This window comes from Cytobacillus sp. (assembly GCF_032154635.1).
Classification (GTDB): Bacteria; Bacillota; Bacilli; order Bacillales; family Cytobacillaceae; genus Cytobacillus.
The window spans coordinates 35,547-59,730 of the sequence record NZ_JALDXW010000029.1 but is presented as its reverse complement, the minus strand read 5'-3'; the positions used below and the strand labels follow the sequence as shown (position 1 = coordinate 59,730).

The window sequence follows — 24,184 nt, the reverse complement described above, 5'->3', positions numbered from 1 at the left end:
TAAGTGTACCATTTCGAAGGTGTTTTATTGTGTCTCATTTATCTAGGTTAGTCTAGTTATCACGGGTGGTTTTTATTAAAGCTAATGTTATCGTTTAAAACAAGGTCTAAATTTATTTGTTAAATACTCTATACAAGTCTAGTTTACATAAAAGTTTCGGATGTTCCGAAATCACAACCTTTTTGGGTGCCAATGAGTTTTAGAAATTATCGTTTTTGCAGGATTTTATACTATCGTTCAACACAATTGGTTATTGAAAGGGCATTACGAATATTTTTCGTTGCATTTGCTGATAATGCCATGGAAGCAAAAATTGAACTTTTTGAACAACAGGGGCCTCCTGTAACTTCTTTTACGAAGTTTTCCTGTATCCGTCTGGGTTAGAAGAGTCTTTTTTGATCGTAGATAAGCCTAATAAATCTGATGAATGATTAACCGAGACCCGACCGTTTAACTGGCATAATATTCGCGTGTATTCGAATCGTTTTAGTATTCTTCCTGTTGGGAGTTCTTTTTAGAATCGTTGTGTCATTTAAGGTTACCAATTCCTTGATTCAACCTACTAGATCAAATCTAGTGGGGTTACATTTATGGTCGATTTCTACAGTGTTGAAGATTAATTGGTTCAATGAAAAGGCGATGGCTGGATACCGTCGTTTTTTCTTGTTCAATCTTTTTTTAATTTGCGGCTTTAAAAGGAAAATTAATTCCCAATACATAGGAATTTGTGATTTTCTATGACAGAAAATAGGACCGTGCATATCTGATCATTAGTTTTATGAACCCTAGGTATTCACCTATACCGCTAAAGATTCATCCCCATATAATACCTCAATATTGCCTTTTCTATAGGAATTGAATTTTTCTTCATTCCATAATAATTCAAAAAGATTAAAAAGGAGGTATACAAAATACAACCCTTATTTATAGATCCAGTGTTTAAAGAAAGGATTTGGGGCGGTACTGCTTTACACGATCAGTTTGGCTATCAAATTCCCTCAAAAAACACAGGGGAGTGCTGGGCAATCTCTGGCCATCCAAATGGCCAAAGTGTAGTGAAGTTTGGAAAATATAAAGGGAGAACTCTTAGTGACCTTTACGAAAATAATCGTGAATTGTTTGGGAACTATCCATCCCCTGTTTTTCCGCTTATGACTAAGATCCTTGATGCAAACGGAGATTTGTCGGTCCAAGTACACCCTGATGATCAATATGCGAAACAGCATGAAAATGGGGAGCTTGGAAAAACAGAATGCTGGTATGTTATTGATTGCAAGGAAAATGCGGAAATCATTCTGGGGCATTTTGCTAAAACGAAAAAAGAGTTAGCTGATCGGTTGGAAAAAGGTCAATGGGATCAATTACTGAACCGAATCATTGTTAAACCAGGTGATTTTTTTTATGTGTCTTCTGGAACCATTCATGCTTTGTGTGAGGGCATTTTGGTACTTGAAACACAGCAAAGCTCTGATATAACATATCGGGTATATGATTATGAGCGGAAGGAGCATAGTGGAGAAAAGCGTGAGCTTCATTTAAAAAAAGCTCTTGAAGTTATTAACGTTCCAAACATAGGAAGTAAAATAGATCCAATTATTAATAAATTTGGTAAAAATACGATTACTACTTTTATTCAGTCCAAGGACTTTACTGTATATAAATGGGAAATTCATGAAAAGGCTAAATTGGTACAAGACCAGCCCTTTCAATTGGTCAGTTTGATTAATGGAACTGGAATGTTAACGGCTAACGGGGAAACATATCATATTCAGAAAGGCGATCATTTTATTTTGCCGGCTCAGATAGGGATGATACTGATTAATGGTAATTTTGAAGCAATCGTATCACATCCGTAAACGAAAAAGCAGGGAGGAGAACGATGAATAAACACTTATTGAAGCAAGGTGTTAATCTTATCGGGTATGCCAGAGCTGAATTCGGATTAGGGGAAGCATGCCGCTTAGCAGCAAAATCATTGGAATCAGCTGGTATCCCTTTTTGTATCATAAATTTTTCTTACTCTCCTTCTAGGCAAAATGATCTGTCTTGGACACATAAAGAAGTAAAAGTACCGATATATAATACAAATATTTTTTTTATTAATGCTGACCAAATGCTTTACCATTACAATCATAAAACCTTAAAAAGATCTTGGTTTCATAATCGATATAATATTGGCTATTGGCATTGGGAGCTGCCTAATTTCCCCGTTTACTGGAATGGAAGCTTTAACTTAGTAAATGAAATTTGGGTTCCATCTCATTTTACCTTTCATTCAATCTCTAAAAACACCTCAAAACCTGTTGTTATAATGCCACACGGAGTCTCAGTAGAATTTCCTGCCAACTTGAATCGAAAGTACTTTGGAATACCAGAAAATCGTTTTTTATTCTTAACCATGTATGATACACACAGTACATCAGCAAGAAAAAATCCGGAAGGGGTAATCAAGGCGTTCAAAGAAGCTTTTAAGAAGAATGATAGTCAAGTAGGATTGATTCTTAAGATTAATAATTCTAACCATTATCTAAAGGAATTAGCTCAGCTTAAACAAGTAATTGCAGATTATGAAAATATTAGTATTATGAATAAAGTTTTAAACCGACAAGAGTTGAATGGATTGATGAATGAAATGAACAGTTATGTTTCCCTTCACCGTGCTGAGGGGTTTGGTTTGCCAATTGCAGAGGCAATGTCTCTAGGGAAGCCGGTCATTGCGACGAATTGGTCAGGGAATATTGATTTTATGAATGAGAATAATGCATGTCCAGTTGATTTCACCTTGGAAAAAATACGGGATAATTTTGGCCCGTATCATGTAAATCACGAATGGGCCGAGCCTAATATTTTTCAGGCAGCTAATTATATGAGAATGCTTGTCCAAGATAGAAGTTATGCTTATACAATTGGATTAAATGCTCAAAAAAAGATGTTTTCAGACTTTTCGCCAACAAGCATTGGCTTAAAATACACATCCCGACTTACTGAATTGGGATTAATCTAACTAGCCTAAGTGATAAATCGAGTAAAAATGGATATATACCAAGTTCCCCACTACCTAGTTGATTCATATAATGAGGATTAATGTGTTCGTCAAGAAAACGATGATGCATTCAAAAACCTTCAGAAAATTAAAATATTAAAAAGGTGTGGAAAAATATGAAAGCAATTATTTTGGCAGGAGGGCAGGGAACTCGGTTTTGGCCATTAAGTTCTGAAGAAAAACCTAAACAGTTTCTGAACCTAATTTCTAATTATTCAATGCTCCAAGAGACTTATCAGCGATTTAGGAATTGGCTTCCTGCCGAAAAAGTGTTTATCGTTACATCTGAAAAGTATATGACTCTAGTGTTGAATCAATTGCCCGAACTGAAAATGGCCCAAATTATTTTGGAGCCTGATCAACGTGATACTGCACCGTGTATTGCCTTAACCGCATTACATTTTCTTAATCAAAAGGATGATGAAGTTCTCGTCATGGCTCCATCTGATCAATATATAGCGAATAGCCTTGCCTTCCAACATGCGCTTACACATGCAGAAACAGTAGCCGAAAGAGATGATTCAATCGTTACTCTCGGTATCCGCCCAACAGGACCTGAGACTGGATACGGTTATATTAAAACGAATAAACATACACTCGTTCCTTCATCGGTGTTTCAAGTAGAAGAATTTATTGAAAAGCCTGATTTAAAAAAAGCAGAAGAATTAATTTTGAATGAAAATGTATTTTGGAATAGTGGTATCTTCATCTGGAAGCCTTCTACAATAGCCTATAATTTTTACAAGCATCAGTCCGAAATGTGGAAACTCATCAATGACAATCAAACTAAATTACAAGACGTCTATTCCTTATTACCGAAGGTGTCAATTGATTATGCGATTTTGGAGAAGGCGGAGAATGTATTCACTGTCCCAGTATATTTTGAATGGGATGATATAGGAACATGGACTTCCTTGGGACGAATTCAATCCTCCGATCATAAAAACAATTATCTAAACGGTGATGTTATTACTTCTTCTTCAACAAATTGCATCGTATATTCCGATCGAAAAACCATTCTTATCGGTGTAGAGGATCTTATTGTTGCTTCCACAGAAGAAGGGATCTTGGTATGTCACAAATCTGAAGAACAGGCGATCAAAAAATTGCTTAATAATGAAATGAATAAGAAAAATTTTGCGGACAAATGATCGAAAAAAGATTTCCTTCATATTATATAACATTGCTTAAATAGGGAGGACTGAAAATTGAAAAAAGCGCTGATAACAGGAATTACAGGCCAAGATGGTTCGTACCTTGCTGAGTTGCTTTTGGATAAGGGCTATAAAGTCTATGGTTTAAAAAGAAGAACGGCTACACCGAATTTTGAAAATATCAAGCATATACAAAACGAAATTGAGTTATATTCAGGAGATCTTCGTGATATGACATCTTTATCTGAAGCAGTTCAGGCAATCAAGCCAGACGAAGTTTATAATTTGGCAGCGCAATCGTTTGTAGGAGATTCCTGGAGACAGCCTATATATACTGGTGAAGTTACAGGCATTGGTGTAACAAATATGCTTGAAGCCATACGTTTAGCAAAACCGGATGCGCGTTTTTACCAGGCATCAAGCAGTGAGATGTTTGGCAAGGTGATGGAAACCCCCCAAACGGAAAAAACCCCCTTTTATCCTCGCAGTCCTTATGGTGTAGCAAAAGTATATGGTCATTGGATTACGGTAAACTATCGTGAAAGTTATGGCATGTATGCATGTTCTGGAATATTGTTCAATCATGAATCTCCACGCCGAGGAATTGAGTTTGTTACGAGGAAAGTGACGGATGCAGTTGCCAAAATAAAGCTTGGACTCCAAGAAAAACTCCTTTTAGGAAATTTAGACGCCAAAAGAGATTGGGGGTTTGCTGGTGATTATGTAAAAGCTATGTGGTTAATGCTTCAGCAAAAGGATCCGGAAGATTATGTTATTGCTACCGGAGAGACACATACTGTCAAAGAATTAGTTGAAGTGGCCTTTAAACATGTTGGCCTAAATTGGCAGGATTATGTAGTTCAAGATCCGCGATTTATGCGACCTGCTGAGGTAGATATTTTATTAGGTGATCCAACAAAAGCAAAAAAGAAGCTTAATTGGGAACCTCAAATAAGCTTCCGAGAGCTGGTTAGTATGATGGTTGAACAAGATTTAATAATGTACCAAAAAAGGGGGTGATTGATTACGTGATTTCTCTAATAGAAATCATTAAATTTGTTATTTGTACTGCAAGCATTTGTAAATAAACAGGTGCATACTAAAGTTACAAAATCAACTTTAAGAATAGTCTGTTTATAAAATAAAGAAAAACCAATCGCTGTAAAATTATGTTAAGAGGTGATTTTTATGCAAGTTGAGAGTGAACTATCAGCTTTAACAGACATAATCTTTCGGATTAAGCCACGATTTATATTAGAGATTGGAAATTATAGAGGTGAAACTCTGAAAAGACTAGGGGAAGCATCGTCATCAGATGCGGTAATAATTGGAATTGATATTTCTGAGGTACCTTCATTTAAAACAAAAGATAACCAAACATTATATTTAATTCAAGGTGATTCACAATCGCTTGAAACTTTCCATAAAGTACAAGACTTACTTCAGGGAAATCAGCTAGATTTTCTGTTTATAGACGGAGATCATTTTAATGTGGAAAAAGACTTTAATTTATATGCACCTCTAGTGAAGAACGATGGGCTGATTGGGTTTCACGATATTGTACATGGTGCAAAAGAGCTTGTTGGAACTGTTCCTGAGTTTTGGCCAAAAGTTAAGGAGAATAAAAGGCATATGGAAATAGTTGAGAATTGGGAGCAAGGCGGATATGGAATTGGCCTGATTTATAAAGAATAAATATATAATTTGAACAAGCTACAGTTTAAAAAGGAAAGAGGTTACAGAGTTGTTCACTTTATAATAAAATTCGATATATATGATTAGCATAATTATAGAAAAAAACTCTCCATAGGGACTACGATTTTAAATCGCTGGTCCCCTAATTAAATTTGGATAAAAAAGGGAATAAGGTGGGGGATAGATATGTTTTTTAATGGTATAGATCATTTAGTTGTTCAACCTGTATTTAGAAATATCTCCAACTCCTTCACCTATGAATTTTGGGTGAAACCAAAAGTACCCCATAAAATAGTCGAAGAAGCTACAGATGGGGTAAGTGGACATACTGGTCAAAAATATGTAATTGGGCCAGGGCATACTGGAACGGAAGAATGTTCAGGAGTAGGAGTATCTGTAGGAACCAATGGTGTATCCGTTTTTGAACATTCCTCTAATTATCTCCCGGCATTATTAGTATATTCTGCACCCCTAGAAGACTGGACACATGTTGCGATTGTTTATAAGGATAAAACACCTTTCTTGTATATTAATGGTGAACTTAAGAAACAGGGTCTAACCAGTAGGAAAAAAGATGTATATGCCTCTGGTCTTTTAGGCGGCTATGATCCTTACGGTTTTTATATCGGTCACTTAAAGTATATAAATATATGGGATTATTCAAGATCTGGAGATGAAATTAAAAGAGAAATGTATCAAATATTAACCAATCAAAAAAGAGGGTTATTCAAAGCTTGGTGGTTTCACGAAAATATTACGGTCAGTCCTCACAGTCTTTTCAAACAGGTTGGTATAGCTTCTATCTTATGAAAATTGGAAAAAATAATTGAGATCTAATTGAGTAAAGTATTCCAGCAAGTAAGAATTCCCCTATATTAATAAGATAAACCCGATTTTAAAAGTGTAAAACTTTTAAAAGGAAAGGAGCAAGTGTATGAAATATATTGTAGGCATTCCATATGTTAACCGCCTGGATTTATTACAGAAAGCAGTAGAAAGCATTAAACCCTATTGGGAGCACACTGTAATCATTGATAATTCCGACGGTCGAGATTTAAAGGGGCATGAACTGTCTTCAAAGGTTCAAATCTATGAGCCGCCTGTGCCGCTTACGTTTACCCAGTCGATGAATTACATTATCCGCCTAGCTGAAGAAAAGGAATGTGAGGTATGGATGTACATGCATTGTGACGCGGAAGCACATGAAGGGACCCCTGAAGCGTTGCTGACCATTGTTGAAAACACAATAAAAGAAGGGAGGAAATGGGGAGTCATCTTTACCTTATATGATACTTTAGCCGCTTATAGTATGGAAGCTCAAAAGGAAATAGGCTATTTTGACACGATAATTAGAGATTACTTTGCCGATACTGACTATTATCGTAGAATGAATCTCGCTGGATTTGAATTGATTTCTACACCTTTATCTAATAAAATGAACCACGTTGGAAGTGCTTCTATCCACTCTGACAGTAATAGAGCCTTTATTACCACCATTACTTTCCCTCAGTCGGAAGCCTATTATATAGCTAAATGGGGAGGACCCCGTACACAAGAAAAATATAATACACCTTTCAATCATCCCAAATAATATTCCCTAGTTATCAGCATATTTATATTGTCTAAGGCGATTGTGAAACTGAGAAAACAGTTATTTATTTTTTTTGAATTCTATTATTTTGGTGAAAACCTATAATAATGGCACTTTAAGAAAGAAGGGGAGATCATGCGTATTTTATATATATCCGTTCATGAAGTATTAGAATACGATGAATTGAAAATATTTACTGAATTAGGTTATGATTGCTACTCACATGGTGCTTACTGTCGTCCTTATTTAGGCAGTTCACTGCGTCCTCCTATTCCTGAGATGCGTTATGACCAGCATTTTGCGAATTTGGTGGATCGGTCACCCAATAAAGATGATCTTGATCCAGAATTAATTGAAGATAAAGATATTATTATCATTATGCATTCACCGTCAATTGTTGTGAATAATTGGGAAAAGTTCAAGCATAAGCGGGTTATTTGGAGATCCATAGGTCAGTCAGTTTCTGCGGTAGAGCAGGCACTTGAGCCATATCGCAGGCAAGGATTAGAAATTGTCCGCTACTCCCCGAGGGAAAAAATGATCCCTGGTTACATAGGGGACGATGCAATCATCCGCTTTTACAAAGATCCAGCAGAGTATAATGGATGGAATGGAAATAAGAATCAAATCATGGCGTTGAATCAAGCGATGAAACAAAGAGCGATAGATTGCAATTACGATTTCTTTCATCAAGTGTGCAATGGTTTTCCAGTTCAATTGTTTGGCCGAGGAAATGAAGGATTGCCTGAAAGTGCAGGAGAATTGACGTACGAACAATTAAAACAAGAATTAAAGGATAACCGTGTCATTTTCTATACAGGTACTCAAGTAACGAGTTATACTCTAGGTTTTATTGAAGCATTTATGACAGGCATTCCTATAGTATCCATTGGAGAAAAGAGAGGTAACCATCAATTTTATAATCAACAAACCTTTGAAATTCAGGATATTATTGAAAACGGTAAGGATGGATATGTTTCCGATGATATTTCGACATTAAAAATGTATATAAGAGAATTGCTGAATAACCATAATCATGCAAAAGAGATAAGTGAACGGGCTAGAATTAAAGCTATTCAACTGTTTGGAAAAGAAAATATTAAAAAGCAATGGGAAATGTATCTAAAACAAAGTTGATAAAAAGCTTTACAATTGAATGACACATATAATAAATCCATAAATATGAAAGCCTAGATAAGGAGCTTAATAATATGATAGAACCATCAAGTATTTCATGGTTAGGCCCAGTAGGTGATATCGGAGGGTACGGCAATGTTTCTAGAAATTATTTACGAGCATTGAATCTTATAGGACTTCCAATACAAATTATTTATAATGGTCCTATAGATCAGGAGCTTGGAAAAGATGATATTTTACTATTGTCAAACTCTCAAATGCTGCACTGGCCAGTAAAGAGCTTGGACCATACCCCCGTTCTTATCATTCATGGAACTCCTGAGAGTTTTGCAGGAATCAACAAAACAGGATACACAAAAAAAATTGGGATTACTATTTTTGAAACGGATCGTATTCCTGAAAATTGGGTTAATTTATGCAATGATAATGATATGGATGAAATTTGGGTGCCTACACAATTTAATTATCGGACGTTTACTGAATCTGGTGTTAACCCTTCAAAAGTTAAAGTGATCCATTATCCAATTGATTTCACGCAATATGATCAGGAATTTGCTCCATATCCTTTTCCTGAAAAGGTGAAATCATTTAGATTTTTGTATAGTATTGCATTTGATTATCGTAAAGGATTAGATTTACTAATTCCTAGTTATTGTGAGGAGTTTTCAGATAAAGAAGATGTTAGCCTCATAATAAAGATCTATGTCCCTGGTTGGAATAATGATGATAATTTTCTGAAGGAAATATCATCTTATATTCCAGTTAAAGAAAATAATCCTCATATCCATTTTATTATTGAAAAAATGCCTAGAGAAACTCTATTATCGTTATATTCAAGCTGTACATGTTATGTTTCAACCGAAAGGGCATGCGGCTGGGGGATGCCCCAAATGGAAATGATGGCCATGGGTAAACCAGTCATTGCCGTAAATTGGGGAGGGGTTACCGAATTCATGAATCAAAATAATTCTTTTCTAATAGAACGAGAGCAAGAGCTGGAATATGTACATGATAAGCTGCAAATGTCGAGACCAGAATTATATTTAGGACATAAATGGGCGAAGGTAACAAAACAAAATGTAAAAGAAAAGTTACGTGAAGCATTTGAAAGCCATAATAAAAGAGAAGAAGTTGCTTCACAGGCAAGGCAAGATATAAGAAATCATTTCTCATTTCAAAAAATTGCATCTCAAATCAAGGAAAGAATATTTGCTTAATTTATTGGAAGAGGAGGATGAACCCCAATTATTTGTTGGGTTCATCCTCCTTTTACTTTACATTAATTCTTGTCTGTATCCTCAGGTGAATAATCTAAACAGCAAAACGGTAATCAAGATTTGAACATAACAGAATATTTATGCAGGAGGATAAACAGTCGCAGTAAGTCCGTGGTTACGAGCGAAAATATCCTGATAAACTGACAAGCGAATCCTCAGAAACTATAACTTGATAGGTATAGTTACCTATAGGTCTAGGTACGTCGACTCATGTGAAGTTAGGATGCCATTCATATAAATCTGAAAAAACACCAGCTGTTCTCAAGTAACTTACATGTTGAAACGTAATTGTTATTGGTGTGGATGGGACTCGAATTAAATTTATTGACAAACCATATTAAAAGCTTGTTGCAGTTCCATCAGTGTCAACTAGAATAGTCACTGTACTATCTGGTTTAACCCTTTGGTTAGTTTCGGTTGTGATTACTTGAATTTCCATAATAAAAAAATCATCAGCGCCAAGTGAGATACGTACTGTGTTTCATTGTTGCTCAGTAACAAAAAGTGTTGACCCAGTTTCCGGTGACCTCGGAACTCAAGCTGGTCCTTGAATTCCTTGTATCCCTTAAGGTCCAGGTGAACCTGGTTGCCCTTGCGGCCCCGGAGAACCAATTAGCCTAGGTAGCTTTGTGGTGTTGGAATCGTGCTAAGTGGACAGCATCCCTGAAAAGGTTGATTATTGTTAATCATATCAATCACCTCATAAACTTTTTATCTTATAAAATATGTTTCTCATTACGATTGAGATTGGACAACTATTGAATATGTATCATTCTCACTTTTCTCCTTTTTCATTTTTTAATATACATTTTAGGCAGTCTATTTGTTTATTTTAAATAGTGTAAAAAAGGCAATTGCCCTCGTTCCGCTTGTCCTAGGCTTAACATAACATATAAAGAAACAGACAGACTTTAGAAGGTGATTGAGTTTGCAGAACAATTATCAGATAAATATTCATAACTATGGAACTTTCTTTCAACCGACAGGCTATGCAAAATTAAATCGCTCATTAATATTGGAAATGTTAAAACAAGGGGCAAATGTACGGTATACACCTTGTGTAAATGAGAGGGAGCCAATATCACTGGATCCAACTGAAGTGTCTTTGTTAAAGAGTCTTTCCCATCGATCTTTACAGGAAAACCATCTTGTTTTTTATAACTTTATTCCCAGTTATTTAAAAAAGGATCGTAATCACTTTAGCATTGGATTAACAATGTTTGAGTGTAATAGAATTCCAAATGATTGGGCACATGCTTGCAATCAAATGGATGAAATCTGGGTTCCGTCTCTATTTAATTATCATAGCTTTATTCATAGTGGAGTGCTGCCTCACAAGCTTAGAGTAATGCCATTAGGAGTCAACGCGGACATCTACCGCCCAGGCCTTTCCCCTTTAACTATTAATGGGAAACGCAGCTTTTCCTTTTTAATTATGAGTTCATCTGGTTGGGATGCACGCAAGGGATACGATGTATTGCTGCAAGCATTTGTTGAAGAATTTAGGGAAGAAGAGGATGTTAGCTTAATCATCAAAATCCGTGCAAGCAGCCAAGACGAGATTCGTCAGCAGCAGGAAAGGGTAAATCAATTTGTTCACCAAATAGCAGGTAGAAAAAAAGATTCAATTATCTTTCTTTCTACAACTGATGATTGGAGTGAAGAGAGATTAGCACAGTTATATAACAGTGTGAATTGCTATGTTCTGCCCACACGCGGGGAAGGATGGAGCATGACAGTGATGGAAGCGATGGCAACAGCTCTCCCTGTCATTACTACTAATTGGTCAGCTCATCTTGATTTTATAAATCATACGAATGGCTATCTTATCGATGTAAAAGGTTATCAAAAGCTAAATAGCGAACTTTCATGGGCTGAGCCAAATAAAGATCACTTAAGATCGTTAATGAGACATGTCTATATGAATCAAAATGAAGCCGTGTACAAGGGACAGCTTGCAAGAGACGCCGTTTTAAATAACTATACATGGTCTAAAAGTGCAGAGAGAATGATGGACAGATTTAGAGAAATCTCGATTGAATCATAAAGTAAATGAAGGAAAATGGAGGGGTGATCATGCAAATTGTCTGGAAAGGATCAGTTTATGATCATTCAGGTTATAGCAGAGCTGCTAGGGAATATCTTTTAGCTTTACATTCAAATGGAATAGATGTAAAGCTTGATTTAATAAACCATGGTTATCAGTTAAATCTGCCCCCAGATCAAAGCAATCTTTTCAAAGAATTAATTGAAAAGCCAAATGCTTTTGGAAATCAAGTATATATCTTACATCAGCCACCCGATTCATGGAGACGGATGCCCGGAATAACGATTGGCTTCACTTATTGGGAAACATCAAAAATTCCTGATCATTGGATTAACATATGCAATGAAATGGATGCCGTTTTTGTTTCAAGTGAACATAATGTTAAAATCATGCGCCAAGCAGGTCTAACTATTCCGGTTTTTAAAATTAGACCATGTTTATCTCCACAAAGTTTGCATTTTCTTTCTAGTCAAGTTCCATCATACATTCATCAGCTCCCTACATTTCGTTTTTTATCTATATTTAGTTGGATAGAAAGGAAAGGGTACGATTTATTGCTCAAAGCTTATTTCGAGGAATTTTCATCAAATGAAGATGTAGTGCTTATTATTAAAACTGGAGCCCACAATAACCAAAAAATCGAAGAACTGGTCGCAGCTGAAAGCAGAAAATATAAAGATCCTGGAAGATATTACATTGATTTGACCATTAGAAATGAATTTGAAATGGAAGGATTATATAACCATTGCAGTGCTTTCGTTCTTCCGAGCAGAGGGGAAGGAATTGGTTACCCAATGCTGGAAGCTGGCAAACGAGGTCTCCCGGTCATTGCGACAGCATGGGGAGGTCAGCTTGATTTTCTTAATGAACAAAATAGTTATTTAATTCCCTATCACTTCGTACCAGTGATGCCACAATCTCATTATCACGGTTATAGAAGTGATCAGTTATGGGCAGAAGCTTCTATTGAACATTTGAAACAAAGGATGAGGAACATTTATGCAAATTATAATGAAGCAGCTGGTAGAGGCAATAAACTAAAAAGCTCTATTGACAAAATATTTACCTATGACCAGGCTGCTATGGATATATCATTTGCTTTAAATCAATTGACTGGCGGCAGGTTTCAAGATAGTACAAACAAAATACATTCGTATCCCGAAAACAAATTTAGAGTAATGGACAAAATCCACCAGTTATATCGATGCGAGTCCACTGAATTCATTAATGGTTTATATAAGGAATTATTATTACGCTGGCCTAACCCGATAGAAATAGATCATTATCGAAAGTTATTATTCTCTGGCGTTAGTAAAATATCTATTTTAAGTGCCTTTTTGCAAAGTGATGAATGTAGTCAGCAATTCAACCAGCCGCTCAATCCTCTAAATAGATACAATCAAACGATTATTGAAGTTTTAAGAACATTCAACGAATACGGTGATGCGGATTTTGTTAAATGCCTCTACCGAGAATTGCTGTTTCGTGAACCTGATGAAGAAGGAATGCAAGGCTTTATAAATATTCTAAACCAAGGCGGCAGCAGGATTTTTGTCATTGAATCTATTTTAACATCTCCAGAATGCACAGCACTTTTTACTAAAGATAATTCCTTTTGAAAGTAAAAGGCATTTTCTCTTTTTGTTTTCACCATAATTAATTGAAACGTAATGACTATTGTATATTTTTATTTTCCTGGGGTGGTAGAATTGAGAATCATTCAAAGGTTATATGGTATTTACCAAAAAGATGGACCAGAGTTTGTAATTAGTTTATATAAGGAGTTATTACTGCGGGAACCGAATGCCATTGAAATAAAGCATTATCAAAATCTTATCATGTCTGGTCACAGCAAAATCTCTATTATTAACTCAGTCCTGCAAAGTAATGAATGTGTGCAGCATTACAATCACCCACCTGCCATTCTCGCCAGACAAAACCAAACAATCGCTGGAATCTTAAGAACGTTTTTTCAAGCGAATGAAATTTTATTTGTACAGAGCCTTTACAGGGAATTGTTATATCGTGAGCCTGATCATGGAGGGCTGTATGGATTTGTAATAACGCTTAAGAAACAAGGAAATCGGATTACAGTTTTAGGAGATATATTAACTTCAGAGGAATGTATTTCACTTCTAAGTTCACCCCATCCTCCTTGGAAAGTTGATTTTGAAAATATTGTCAGCTGCATCATTCCAAGCTTTAATCAAGTTGATTTGGTCAAACAATGTGCAGCCACTTTAAAAGCGACGACCACGAAAACTTCTTACGAGATTATCGTAGTGGATGATGGAAGTGCCATGCATATTCAACAGCAGCTATTGGAATGGGGATCTAAGGAAAATATTAAAGTCATCCTAAAAACCCAAAATGGAGGTTTTAGCAGTACCGTTAATCAAGGGATTAGACAGGCTAGAGGTAAACATATCGCGCTCGTTAATAACGATATTATTTTTCATCAACCTGAATGGCTAGAAAAAATGATTAGTACCATACAAAGCTCACTCGATATTGGCGTTGTTGGTGCACGTTTGCTTTATCCAAATCAAACGATTCAGCATGGAGGAATGAGCGCAGAGCTTTATCATCGATACGTTGGTTTACACGCAGATTATGCACCTGCCCTTGCCATTGATGACGTTCATGCCGTAACAGGTGCCTTAATACTAATAAAACAGGATGCCATCGCAGATTTAGGTCTTTTCTCTGAAGATTTTTTTACAGGTTTTGAGGATGTAGAATATTGCTTCAGAGCAAGATTAAAAGGATGGAGGGTGGTTTACTGCGGTCCAGCAGCAGCTATTCATTTGGAAGGCCAAACAAGAGGAGGACATAAAAAAATTAAATTTTATCGAATGAAGGATTTTGAAGCGAGGAAACAATTTGATTTGAAATGGAGGGGTTATTATCACATCCTTAAATCATAGAGAGATTGTTTATGTGCTTGAAGCTAATGGTGTATCAGGTGGAGTCAAGAATGTTTTTGAGCATATAAATCATTTACATGATATGGGTTATCGGGTTTATTTGTTTTCATTGGATAATCATCCGCGCTGGTTTCCGTTAAAGATACAGACTATAAAATTTAAAAACTATCAGAAAATGCTGCAGCAGCTTAAAATTATGGATGCAATAAAAGTAGCCACTTGGTGGAATACACTCGACACCGTAATGAACAGCTGTGATCCGCTCCAAAATGGACGAGGCATTCCATTTTACCTTGTACAGGATATTGAAGAGAGTTATTATCCGCATTCACCAGATATGAGAGCAAGAGTTCTTCAAACCTACCAGAAGAATGTTCAATACTTAACGGTAGCTGATTGGACTACTCAACAATTAGCACAGCGTTTTCAAAAGCAGGCCACGAATGTATCAATCGCAATTGATCATGACGTTTTCAGACCGAATAGAACACATGATTATGATCCGCTTCGCATTTTGGCTTGCAGTAGAAAAAGTCAACATTTGAAAGGCTTTCATGTCACAGCTGAAGCCGTACAAAAGGTTTATCAAATGTTAAATAACGTATCTCTAGTTACGTTCGGTCTAGAACCACCAAATATCCCCCACATTCCTACTCTACATTTTTCTGTCCCTGACGACCGAACAGTAGCCTACCTTTACGCGAATTGTGGCGTATTTGTTCAAACCTCCTTCCATGAAGGATTCGGTATGCCTATTCTTGAAGCAATGGCATGCGGTGCACCTGTAGTTACTACGAGAGCGAATGGAAATGAAGAATTTTGTGTAGATGGGTATAATTGTCTAATGGTAAATGGTGGAGATGTCGATGGTGTAGCGAATGCTATTTATAGAGTACTAACAGATCGAGAACTGGCAAATTATCTCTCCGCAAATGCCATACAAACAGCACAGAAATATAACTGGCCAAGAGTAATGAGCAATCTAACTTCAGCGTTTAGCAAATATTAAAGCCTGATTTTTAATGGGAGGTTAATTCTTTATGAACAAGCTCCTGACATTGAAGTAGCCTATTTTTTATTTCAGTATTGTCCTCTCGATAATAAAGAAATCCTTTTTGAATCCAATTTAACGATTCAATTAAAGCTTGTTCCCATTCTTCCCTTTCCTGCAAAAAACCATATTGTTTAGCGGTAACAATTAGATGAGTTAAATCTTCTATACCATCAATTTGTTTCGAGTATGACTGTAATTGTTGATCTCGGTGTAATCGAAAGCAGCTTAAAGGTTCAGAAATATAGGCTATGTTTCCTTTGGATAACAATACTAACCAGGATGCCATATCTACACTGAAATGATATCTTCGACCTTTTAATGTTCCAAAAGGCTCTGTCAAATCATGTTTCCGGAATAATGGAGTGGTCGGTTCACCAATATAATTATGACAATCCATTAAGATTCGGTTTCCTATTTCAATTCCCGAGGCAATGGCATTTGTTTGGCTTATTTTTTGATTCAATTGCCCATCAGGAAGAGGCATTCCATTTTCATTTATCAAGTTTCGATGAGAAGTGACCAGTGAAATTTCTTCCTTGTAATCATTTAAAAAATAAGCCATCATTTTTTCTATTTTCTCAGGATAAAATAGATCATCATCCATTAAGTAATTAATATAGTCCCCATTTGCTTTTTCAAGTAAGCTTACGTTGTTATCCAATGGCCCGAGCGTACGTTGATTGCGTATAAAAGTAATATTCGAATAAGCAGGTAGGTATTTAGTTTGCACAAGGTTTGCTGTGTCTTCATTGGAGCTGTCATCCCCAATTAAAATTTCAATATTGGGATATGTTTGCTCCAAAACGCTCGTTAAAGCTAATTCAAAATAATGAGGGCGGTTATATGTAGGAATTAAAATAGAAACGAGCGGATACCTATCTTTCATGTTTTTGTTCACTTATATCGCCCCTTTTAATTATAATTTCAAATCGTACATACTCTTTCAAAAAATGAATGAAAGTGAATGATAATCTATGAATATATTTAAAAATGATAGGAATGAAGAGGTGGCCGAAAGTTGAATAACAATAAAATTTGCTTTATTACTTGTGTTAATCATGCTGAAACATACAATACAGCGTTACAATATATTCATTCGCTAAAGGTACCAGAAGGCTATGAAATTGAAACGATTTCTATTGAAAATGCTTCAAGTCTAACATCAGGTTACAATCAAGGGATGAAAAAAAGCGATGCCAAATATAAAGTTTATTTACATCAGGACACATATATTTTTAATCATCATTTCATTTACGATATCATTTCGTTATTTAATAAATATCCCAAATTAGGAATGCTTGGAATGGTAGGAGCAAAAACGATCCCTAATGGGATTTGGTGGAATAGTAAGCTCGTATATGGAGCTGTCTATTATACCCCTAAAGGTAAAAAAACAATAGGAACATTAGCAAATCGCCCGGTCATGGAAGACTATGAGAAGGTTAAAGCAATCGATGGGTTAATCATGGTGACCCAGTACGACCTTACATGGAGAGAAGAATTATTTCAAGGATGGCATTTCTATGATGTTTCCCAAAGCATAGAATTTGAAAAAGCAGGATATGATGTAGGGGTTCCAAGGCAAGTACGACCGTGGTGTCTCCATGCAACAGGGACAGTAAATTTAAACGGATATGAGGAAAACCGAATCATTTTCGTTCAAAATTATCAAGGTTATTTTTAATATTTTATTTGTGCAATTCCATTAAATTGGACCTTTCATTACAGAAGTACAAGCAAAAACAAAATTTTTTCATATTTTACTTTAAGAAGGGGAGGTGATCCTATGTGTCTATGCAATAAGATTAATAAAATATATTCAGCTGATGGCAAGTATCATGGAAGGCCTATGCAAATGACAAAAGTAGCTCCATCTCAAGTGATGGTCAAAAAAACGCCTACTGTGACCAAGTATGGAACGAACAGATAAAAGGATTCTGGAAAGCGATTGTCACTTCAATCGCTTCTTTCTGAAATAGTTCTTGCAAGATTCATTAGAATGAAGGATTAGGTGGAGGAATTACTAATAATATGAATGAATTTATCAAGCCTCTTCTCAAACGTATGATCTTTTAATACTCGTTTTCTGGCGTTAGCAGCCATGTTTTCTCGTTCTTTCTCGTTTTGTAAATAATACCCCATCTTTTTAAGAAGCTCATCATTACTTTTAAAAGTAGCAATTTCCACATCTTCATCAAAGTGGTTAGGTAAATCCTCCTTATATTCAATCAATTGAAAGGCAGCACAAGCAGCAACATCAAAGGTTCGATTATTGATGCTCTTACCTTCGATGCCAAGCCGGTTCTGGTTATGCTTTAAGTTAAATGGGCGGTGTGTATTTAAAATTATTTTCGCATGGTTATAAAAATATGCTGCAATCGTTGGTTTGACCCAGCCCTCTTTAATCATTAGTTTTGGGTTATTTTGATAGTAATACAATGGTTTTTTCCAATTTCCTACAACCCTAATAGAGTAAGGTGTGTTTTGTAATAAGAACTGGACATATTGTATCCGATCAGGATAAGGATAACCAACTATGCATATATCACTTTTAGATTGCCCTTCTATCTCGTTAGGCTTAAATATTTCTGGTTCAGTAGCGAGCGGTAATTGGTAAACATGCTTGTGGCCGTTTTTTTTATAAAATTCAAGGGCTGCTAAATCAATTGTAAATACAAAGTCGTAATGATGGGAAAGTTCTGCTGTTTGATCGATGTAATAAGGGTCTTCTGTGAACCATACAGCCGTCTTTATTTTGTTAGCTTTCAGCCATTGGATCATGCTGTTTGGCAGCTTAAAGCCTACCATTGTGATTGCTGTCTCAGGCAAAAATGATTTTGTCAAACTTTGTAAGGTACGAAGTCCGCTTTTGATTTGAAAGAACTTTACCTCATGTTTTTTGTTTAACTCTTGTAATATCCATGCTTCAAAATAGTCATAAATTCCATTATACCCTGAAGAAATAAAGAGTATTTTCATTACATTCTCCTACAGATTGATAGAAATATTGTTTAAAGTTCCGATGCCATTTTTGATCTCTTCACAATAGAAAAAGCCCTCTAACAAAACGAATTTTTCTTTTTTTGTTGTTGGAATTCGCAGCTCGTTTTCAAATGTTAAAATTTCACCGGGTTCTAATTTTTGGAGCCGGTTAGGCTTCAGCCAATGCTCCCCAGTTTTATCTGCCTGTTCCTTCCAGTTTTCATGGAAGTAGTGCCATGCTTCGCTGTTCGTTCCATCTATCATTAGAGCAGTATGTGTGACAGAACCAATTTTCCCGCCAAGTCGAACATCTTCAGGAGGCTTAATACGTATACAAATCATCGGATTATTTAATACAGAATGAGTGCTTGTATTTTTAATTATCATATTTCCAATTACTGTCACTTCTTTTTCATCCTCATCCATATCAGGTAGCATTACAGTATAGCTGAACCAGACAGATGCCTCAGCAGTTTCCTTCGGTTTTTTTTTCCAAAACATATCGATCCCACCTTGAATCTTCTGAAGATATCTTTACATTCTATGCATGAATGGATAATAAATATTTCGAAATATTTATACAATCAAAAAAGAGGAGCGGAACTCCTCAGTTAACAAGCTGTATGAAATCAGATTCTTTTTATATCCCTGTCGGTGTTGGGCCAGGTCCTGGAAACACGGTTGGACATTGAGGCGGGAATGCTAATGGCGGGCAGACAAACGGCATATCAGGGCGTGGCTGACAGAAGTCTGCTGTAATTTCTAATTTGACCATCGCTTCCATTTGAACGTTTTGACATAGATTGATTGAAATATCAAGCTGTTGGAACTCGAATACTCCTGGAGTAATTCCGACTTGGCGGCAAATGATGTTCGCATCGCACTCAAAGTCAGTAATTTCACATTGGAGGAATGTACCTGGAGGTGCACATAGGAAGAACTTCTCAGATACAGCCCAAGGAATTGGATCAGAAGTACAGCTTAGACCAGCAGCATTTGATACACGTACTACGATAAATCCTTTTTTCAACACTTTAACTTTTTGAAGTGTAACAGTAGATCCATCAGGTAGCTGGAATTGTCCACTTGCACGTCCTTCTGGCTGTGGTATTTCCTGGCAAAGAATGGCCCCAGGTGCTAACGGGTCAATTGGATTACCGTCTTCATCAGTAGGGAAGCATTCTACTGTCAGGTTTCCACCAAGAAAGGCACATGGATCACCTGCACCGCCTGGAGTAGGGGTTACGCCGCTTGGGCAATCAAATCCAATTTCAGCAAGAGAATCCGTGCCAGTAAAAGCTATTAGCGGCACATCTGCTTGGCGGGTGACCCAGTCGTAAACTTTATTTACTTTTATACATAAAGTTTCTTGGCCACCGCTAATTGATTTAAAATCCATGAAACAATCATCTCCTCAAATATTATGTTAATGGGGCTGAGCCTACTGTATACTATGCGGTTATCCCCGATCTGTGTTTAGGCAGGAGTGCATTTTTAGGTGTACATGTTAGGCGAATTTATGAAAAGATTTCTACGTACAGTTGACCCATACATAATATATTCCCTTCATTCAGAGGTGTGATTTAAATTATGGATGAAATAAGCCTAATTAAATCTGTTTCGAATGTTTAGTTCTTTAAGCATATAAAGATTTGATGAAAAGTGTTCTCCGTCTATTCAGTTACACTTTTGCCCAGGAAGCATAGAATGAAAAAAAAGAACTGGGCTAATGACTAAGGAGGAGAAACTGATGATAAGACGGAATCAGTTTGAAAAACTGACACATATACAGCTTCAACAGAAGGTGATTCATTTAGAGTCTGAACTATCCTTTTACCGAGCGGATAGTCAGACGAGAGATAGGAGATACCTGGAACAAATAAATATGTTGAAAGACGAGAATGAGCGGTTGAATGTAGAACTCTCCAAAAGAATGAAAGCCGAAGGAACCTCTCATCGAGAAAAAGATGAATTAATAACGGATTATAATGAGCTGTTGATGAAAAATATAGCTTTACAGGAAAAAATCACCATGCTTGAAAAAAAAACGGTCCGAACAGATCTAGATGAAGATCATGCTGTAGAAAATAGCCAGCTGCAGGAATTAAATAAAAAGCTACAGGCGAAAATGGTTGAATACGAGGAACAGATAGAAGCTTATAAAGAAAAGGATCGAACAAGTAAGTTGCATGGGGACAGAATATCCAGTAGTTTGTCCGAAGCGCATGAACAAATCCAGCAATATACACATCTACTCAGGGACAAGGAAGAAGAATTAAAACAAAGAAATGAGGATTATGATCAATTACTTAAGCAATATGAAAAAATGGGCCATGACTTTCAAAGAATCCAGGAAAAACAGGAACAATTACAACAGAAAAACGTATCTTATCAACAAAAGATACCCCAATTGGAATTAGAAAAAAATACTGCGCTTGAGTCTGTTAGTCATCTGCAAACAGAATTATCAGAAGCAAAATTCAAAATAAAAGAATTAGAATCACTGAAATTAGAAATGTTAAACCGTCTGGAGAACCAAGTGAAAGAAATGAGTAAATTAGAAGAAGCAAACAATCGGTATAACGAGGAAAAAATTTCACTCCTTAATAAGATTGAGCATCTTGAAGAGGAAAATGCTTCGATTCATGAAAGCATTTCAAGCATATCTTCACAAAGGGAATCCGATGAGAAAAGACTAGAAAAAATCACTTCCAATTTAAATGAGGTTTTTGCAGAGACAAAGCAGTTAGTACGGATGACATCATCATTAAAACACCAATTGGAAGCAAAGACTATTGAACTTAGACAAATAAAAAAAGAGAAGGAGATGCTCATGCAAGAAGTCATTTTGCTTAAAGAAGAATATGAGAAGTCAGAGGCTAAAAAGAATGAGTTAGAACACCAAATTGAGATCATGAGAAATGAATTGCTGAAAGCACAAAGTTCCTTAACGAAGCTTGAAAAATTCGAAAATGAGAAATTAAAGCTTAAAGAGGATTTAGAGTCAAAAATTGATGAATTTAATATGCTTACTGATCACTATCAGCGTGAGAAAGAATCGTATCTTAAGGTTCTTGAACATGTGCAGGATCAAGTGAATGTATATAAAGAAAAGTCTGAACATTTCGATACCGAAAAAGGATCATGGTCCAAGCAAATTGATGAATTAAAGGCTGAACTAAAAGAAACAAAAGCAACGATTGTGAAAATGGAAGAAATGGAACAGAATAATCTAAAACTTACTGCAGAGCTTCAAGCGAAAGAGATTGAAATCTATAAAGCTAAAAAGGATGGAGAACGTGTACTTGCACAACAGATTGAAAAATTCCAGGCAGAGATCGAACTGTATCGATTAAAAATTAATCAGTACGAAAAAGACAGGCAGACTTGGGAAAAGCAGATGAAGCAAATGAAACTTCAATTTAATGCTTTGGAATCTACATTGGAGGAAAAAGAGAATTTTATTAAGCAATATATTAATCAGCCAATATCACAATCAGCACCTGAACGCACCCATTCATATCAGAATGTAGAGTCAGAGAATCAAATGCACACACAAACTGAACATTCCGTGAGAAATAATAGCCCTGTTCAGCAAAATAATTCCTCACAGCAGTCAGAACAGTTAACCCAACAGCAAGCTCAGCCACAGGGACAACAACAAATTCAATCACAAGGTCAACAACAAGTCGATTGGTTCCAAAGAATGATGCAGCAGCCGCGTGGCTACCAGCCCATTCCCAAAAGTCAGAGTGGGCAGCATGGAACCATGGACTTCTTCACCTTACGCAATAAAACAACCCAGCCCACGGGGATGGGAAACTACGGAAATCAAAGATAATTTGAACAATCTAGATCTTCGTAAACCTTCTTTTGAAATAAAAAAAGCAGTTTATGAAGAAATGATTGTGTATTGTCAACAAGCATTGCCTTATGAAGCATGCGGGTTACTTTCAGGAAAACAATTCAATGGTACAAAACTATGGGAAATAAAAAATGAATCTCTTCATTTAAACCGGTTTATGATGTCTAAGGAGTCAATCGAACGTACTTCAAAGAATGCAAATGGAATGGGTGAAAAAATTACAGGTATATTTCACTCTCATCCAAGCTCATCTGCCTATCCATCTTCGCATGATATTGAAAATAATCCGTATCCCAATTTAGCTTATTTAATTGTTTCTTTTTATAAAGGGAAAGTAGAAGTGGGTTGTTTTCAAATAATTAAGGGAACGGCAGTCCCATTGAAGTTAATTATAATGGATGAGTGAAAAAGACGGCGGGTCAAGCAGAACGCCGCTTCTTTTATTTATTTGAAGAATGATTACTTGAGACTGAAAAAATGGGTTTTAAACGAAACACGTCGTATTTTTACGAGACATATAATTAAATGTATAGCAACCTAAATATCCAGGAGGGAGAATTTTGATAAAAAAACAGGCGATAAAAATTCAAAAGAGATCTTTTGAATCGCAACAATCTCCGGAATCCATACCCTATATGGGGCATAAGATCAAATCCAATACCGTACTAGGAGGAGCCAATCATAGAAAACTGAAATATAAAAACGGTGGCTGCGGCTGCGGAAGAAATCAAAAACAATCTTAAGGGGAACCCAAATTTAAATACTCCTAAGAACAATAGCTGCAGTAAAAATTTTGAATACACAAAAAGCTATTGCTTGTCAAACGAAATAATAAGAAGTGCCACTTCACAAGAGGACATTGCTTGTTACCGCTCGTTAAAAAAGACGACTCTTGAATTCTGAAACCAAATTTAATGGGTCGTCTTTTTTATATTATTCTTACATAAAGAAATAGAATCGATTTTGCTTTGGTGTTTTTTCAAAAGCATAGTAAAATAAAGCAAAACAAACAAGGAGGTAAACTGAATGAGCGAATGCAAATTGGATCATTCCCACGAAGATGTAAAGGCAAAGTACGAGCAACAAAAGGAATTTTTACCAAATGATACAATTCATTTATTTGAGGGTTTTTTTCAAAAGGAACATACTCAAGACATCTTAAATGAAGTCTTCCATCTATTAAAAAAGTTCGATCTGTCATCAAATGACGAAAAGGAAGAACGTGTCAATCGTCTATATTTAATATTAAAAAATGTATAATCGATACTTACACCGCTGTAAGAAAGTCTGCAGCGGTGTTTTTTTGTAAAAATACATTGGTCGGTCTGATACGCTGAGCATGTCTTTATGTACGAGGGACACTTTGTGCAGTGAAATAAAACAAGCTGGGATTTATATGTGGTTGTTTATTG

General features: G+C 36.1%; 23 protein-coding genes. 19 read left to right on the top strand and 4 right to left on the bottom strand.

Translation table 11 applies throughout. From position 1 onward, the window contains the following. The first annotated feature begins 935 nt into the window (after nt 1–935). The 13 genes from manA to RUH74_RS17870 all read left to right on the top strand — a co-directional run bounded on the left by manA (nt 936) and on the right by RUH74_RS17870 (nt 15,880). Nucleotides 936–1,856, top strand: coding sequence for a mannose-6-phosphate isomerase, class I (gene manA / locus RUH74_RS17930; RefSeq protein ID WP_313802451.1), 921 nt, complete (start codon nt 936–938; stop codon nt 1,854–1,856). Between the two features lie 23 nt (nt 1,857–1,879). Further along, entirely contained in the window at nt 1,880–3,004 is a 1,125-nt protein-coding gene (locus RUH74_RS17925) for a glycosyltransferase family 4 protein (RefSeq protein WP_313802449.1), read from the top strand. Nucleotides 3,005–3,159: 155 nt separating this feature from the next. After that, complete coding sequence (locus tag RUH74_RS17920; protein ID WP_313802447.1) at nt 3,160–4,194, top strand: mannose-1-phosphate guanylyltransferase; 1,035 nt, start codon at nt 3,160–3,162, stop codon at nt 4,192–4,194. A 57-nt stretch (nt 4,195–4,251) separates the two neighbouring features. Further along, on the top strand, nt 4,252–5,217 hold the full coding sequence (gene gmd, locus RUH74_RS17915; RefSeq protein WP_313802445.1) for a GDP-mannose 4,6-dehydratase: 966 nt from the start codon (nt 4,252–4,254) through the stop codon (nt 5,215–5,217). Between the two features lie 168 nt (nt 5,218–5,385). Continuing rightward, a complete protein-coding gene (locus tag RUH74_RS17910) occupies nt 5,386–5,892 on the top strand; it encodes a CmcI family methyltransferase (RefSeq protein ID WP_313802443.1) in 507 nt (168 codons plus the stop codon). A 186-nt stretch (nt 5,893–6,078) separates the two neighbouring features. Continuing rightward, nucleotides 6,079–6,702 carry a LamG-like jellyroll fold domain-containing protein gene (locus RUH74_RS17905; protein ID WP_313802441.1) on the top strand — a complete coding sequence of 208 codons (624 nt, stop codon included), beginning with the start codon at nt 6,079–6,081 and terminating at the stop codon, nt 6,700–6,702. A gap of 124 nt (nt 6,703–6,826) precedes the next feature. Continuing rightward, on the top strand, nt 6,827–7,483 hold the full coding sequence (locus RUH74_RS17900; protein WP_313802439.1) for a glycosyltransferase family 2 protein: 657 nt from the start codon (nt 6,827–6,829) through the stop codon (nt 7,481–7,483). Between the two features lie 135 nt (nt 7,484–7,618). Next, the gene (locus tag RUH74_RS17895) at nt 7,619–8,620 is read left to right on the top strand and encodes a glycosyltransferase (protein WP_313802437.1); all 1,002 of its coding nucleotides are present in this window, start codon (nt 7,619–7,621) and stop codon (nt 8,618–8,620) included. Between the two features lie 74 nt (nt 8,621–8,694). Further along, the gene (locus RUH74_RS17890) at nt 8,695–9,837 is read left to right on the top strand and encodes a glycosyltransferase family 4 protein (RefSeq protein WP_313802435.1); all 1,143 of its coding nucleotides are present in this window, start codon (nt 8,695–8,697) and stop codon (nt 9,835–9,837) included. Nucleotides 9,838–10,825: 988 nt separating this feature from the next. After that, nucleotides 10,826–11,944, top strand: coding sequence for a glycosyltransferase family 4 protein (locus RUH74_RS17885; protein ID WP_313802433.1), 1,119 nt, complete (start codon nt 10,826–10,828; stop codon nt 11,942–11,944). Between the two features lie 29 nt (nt 11,945–11,973). Then, nucleotides 11,974–13,563: a DUF4214 domain-containing protein gene (locus RUH74_RS17880; RefSeq protein WP_313802431.1), complete on the top strand. Its 1,590-nt coding sequence runs from the start codon at nt 11,974–11,976 to the stop codon at nt 13,561–13,563. 90 nt (nt 13,564–13,653) lie between these two features. After that, nucleotides 13,654–14,871, top strand: a complete 1,218-nt coding sequence (locus RUH74_RS17875; protein WP_313802429.1) for a glycosyltransferase — start codon at nt 13,654–13,656, stop codon at nt 14,869–14,871. 13 nt (nt 14,872–14,884) lie between these two features. After that, complete coding sequence (locus RUH74_RS17870) at nt 14,885–15,880, top strand: glycosyltransferase family 4 protein (RefSeq protein WP_313802427.1); 996 nt, start codon at nt 14,885–14,887, stop codon at nt 15,878–15,880. Between the two features lie 10 nt (nt 15,881–15,890). On the opposite strand, the gene RUH74_RS17865 is transcribed toward RUH74_RS17870, so the two are convergent. Then, on the bottom strand, nt 15,891–16,811 hold the full coding sequence (locus RUH74_RS17865) for a glycosyltransferase family 2 protein (protein ID WP_313802457.1): 921 nt from the start codon (nt 16,809–16,811) through the stop codon (nt 15,891–15,893). A 132-nt stretch (nt 16,812–16,943) separates the two neighbouring features. On the opposite strand from RUH74_RS17865, the gene RUH74_RS17860 reads away from it, so the two are divergent. Together RUH74_RS17860 and RUH74_RS17855 are read left to right on the top strand one after the other, a co-directional pair. After that, on the top strand, nt 16,944–17,609 hold the full coding sequence (locus RUH74_RS17860) for a glycosyltransferase family protein (RefSeq protein WP_313802425.1): 666 nt from the start codon (nt 16,944–16,946) through the stop codon (nt 17,607–17,609). 102 nt (nt 17,610–17,711) lie between these two features. Then, nucleotides 17,712–17,855, top strand: coding sequence for a hypothetical protein (locus tag RUH74_RS17855; RefSeq protein ID WP_313802423.1), 144 nt, complete (start codon nt 17,712–17,714; stop codon nt 17,853–17,855). A gap of 77 nt (nt 17,856–17,932) precedes the next feature. Here RUH74_RS17855 and RUH74_RS17850 read toward each other — a convergent pair whose 3' ends face one another. The 3 genes from RUH74_RS17850 to RUH74_RS17840 all read right to left on the bottom strand — a co-directional run bounded on the left by RUH74_RS17850 (nt 17,933) and on the right by RUH74_RS17840 (nt 20,306). Then, nucleotides 17,933–18,904, bottom strand: coding sequence for a CgeB family protein (locus RUH74_RS17850; protein WP_313802421.1), 972 nt, complete (start codon nt 18,902–18,904; stop codon nt 17,933–17,935). A gap of 9 nt (nt 18,905–18,913) precedes the next feature. Next, entirely contained in the window at nt 18,914–19,408 is a 495-nt protein-coding gene (locus RUH74_RS17845; protein WP_313802419.1) for a hypothetical protein, read from the bottom strand. 139 nt (nt 19,409–19,547) lie between these two features. Then, entirely contained in the window at nt 19,548–20,306 is a 759-nt protein-coding gene (locus RUH74_RS17840; RefSeq protein ID WP_313802417.1) for a BMQ_0737 family morphogenetic spore coat protein, read from the bottom strand. 351 nt (nt 20,307–20,657) lie between these two features. On the opposite strand from RUH74_RS17840, the gene RUH74_RS17835 reads away from it, so the two are divergent. The 4 genes from RUH74_RS17835 to RUH74_RS17820 all read left to right on the top strand — a co-directional run bounded on the left by RUH74_RS17835 (nt 20,658) and on the right by RUH74_RS17820 (nt 24,032). After that, nucleotides 20,658–22,748 (top strand): hypothetical protein, encoded by a 2,091-nt coding sequence (locus tag RUH74_RS17835; RefSeq protein WP_313802415.1) that lies wholly within the window; start codon nt 20,658–20,660, stop codon nt 22,746–22,748. Next, a complete protein-coding gene (locus RUH74_RS17830) occupies nt 22,669–23,178 on the top strand; it encodes a M67 family metallopeptidase (RefSeq protein WP_313802413.1) in 510 nt (169 codons plus the stop codon). Before RUH74_RS17835 ends, RUH74_RS17830 begins: the two co-directional genes overlap by 80 nt. Before the next feature lie 154 nt (nt 23,179–23,332). Further along, a complete protein-coding gene (locus tag RUH74_RS17825) occupies nt 23,333–23,515 on the top strand; it encodes a hypothetical protein (protein WP_313802411.1) in 183 nt (60 codons plus the stop codon). Nucleotides 23,516–23,798: 283 nt separating this feature from the next. Then, nucleotides 23,799–24,032, top strand: a complete 234-nt coding sequence (locus tag RUH74_RS17820; RefSeq protein ID WP_313802409.1) for a hypothetical protein — start codon at nt 23,799–23,801, stop codon at nt 24,030–24,032. The last annotated feature ends 152 nt before the right edge of the window (nt 24,033–24,184 follow it).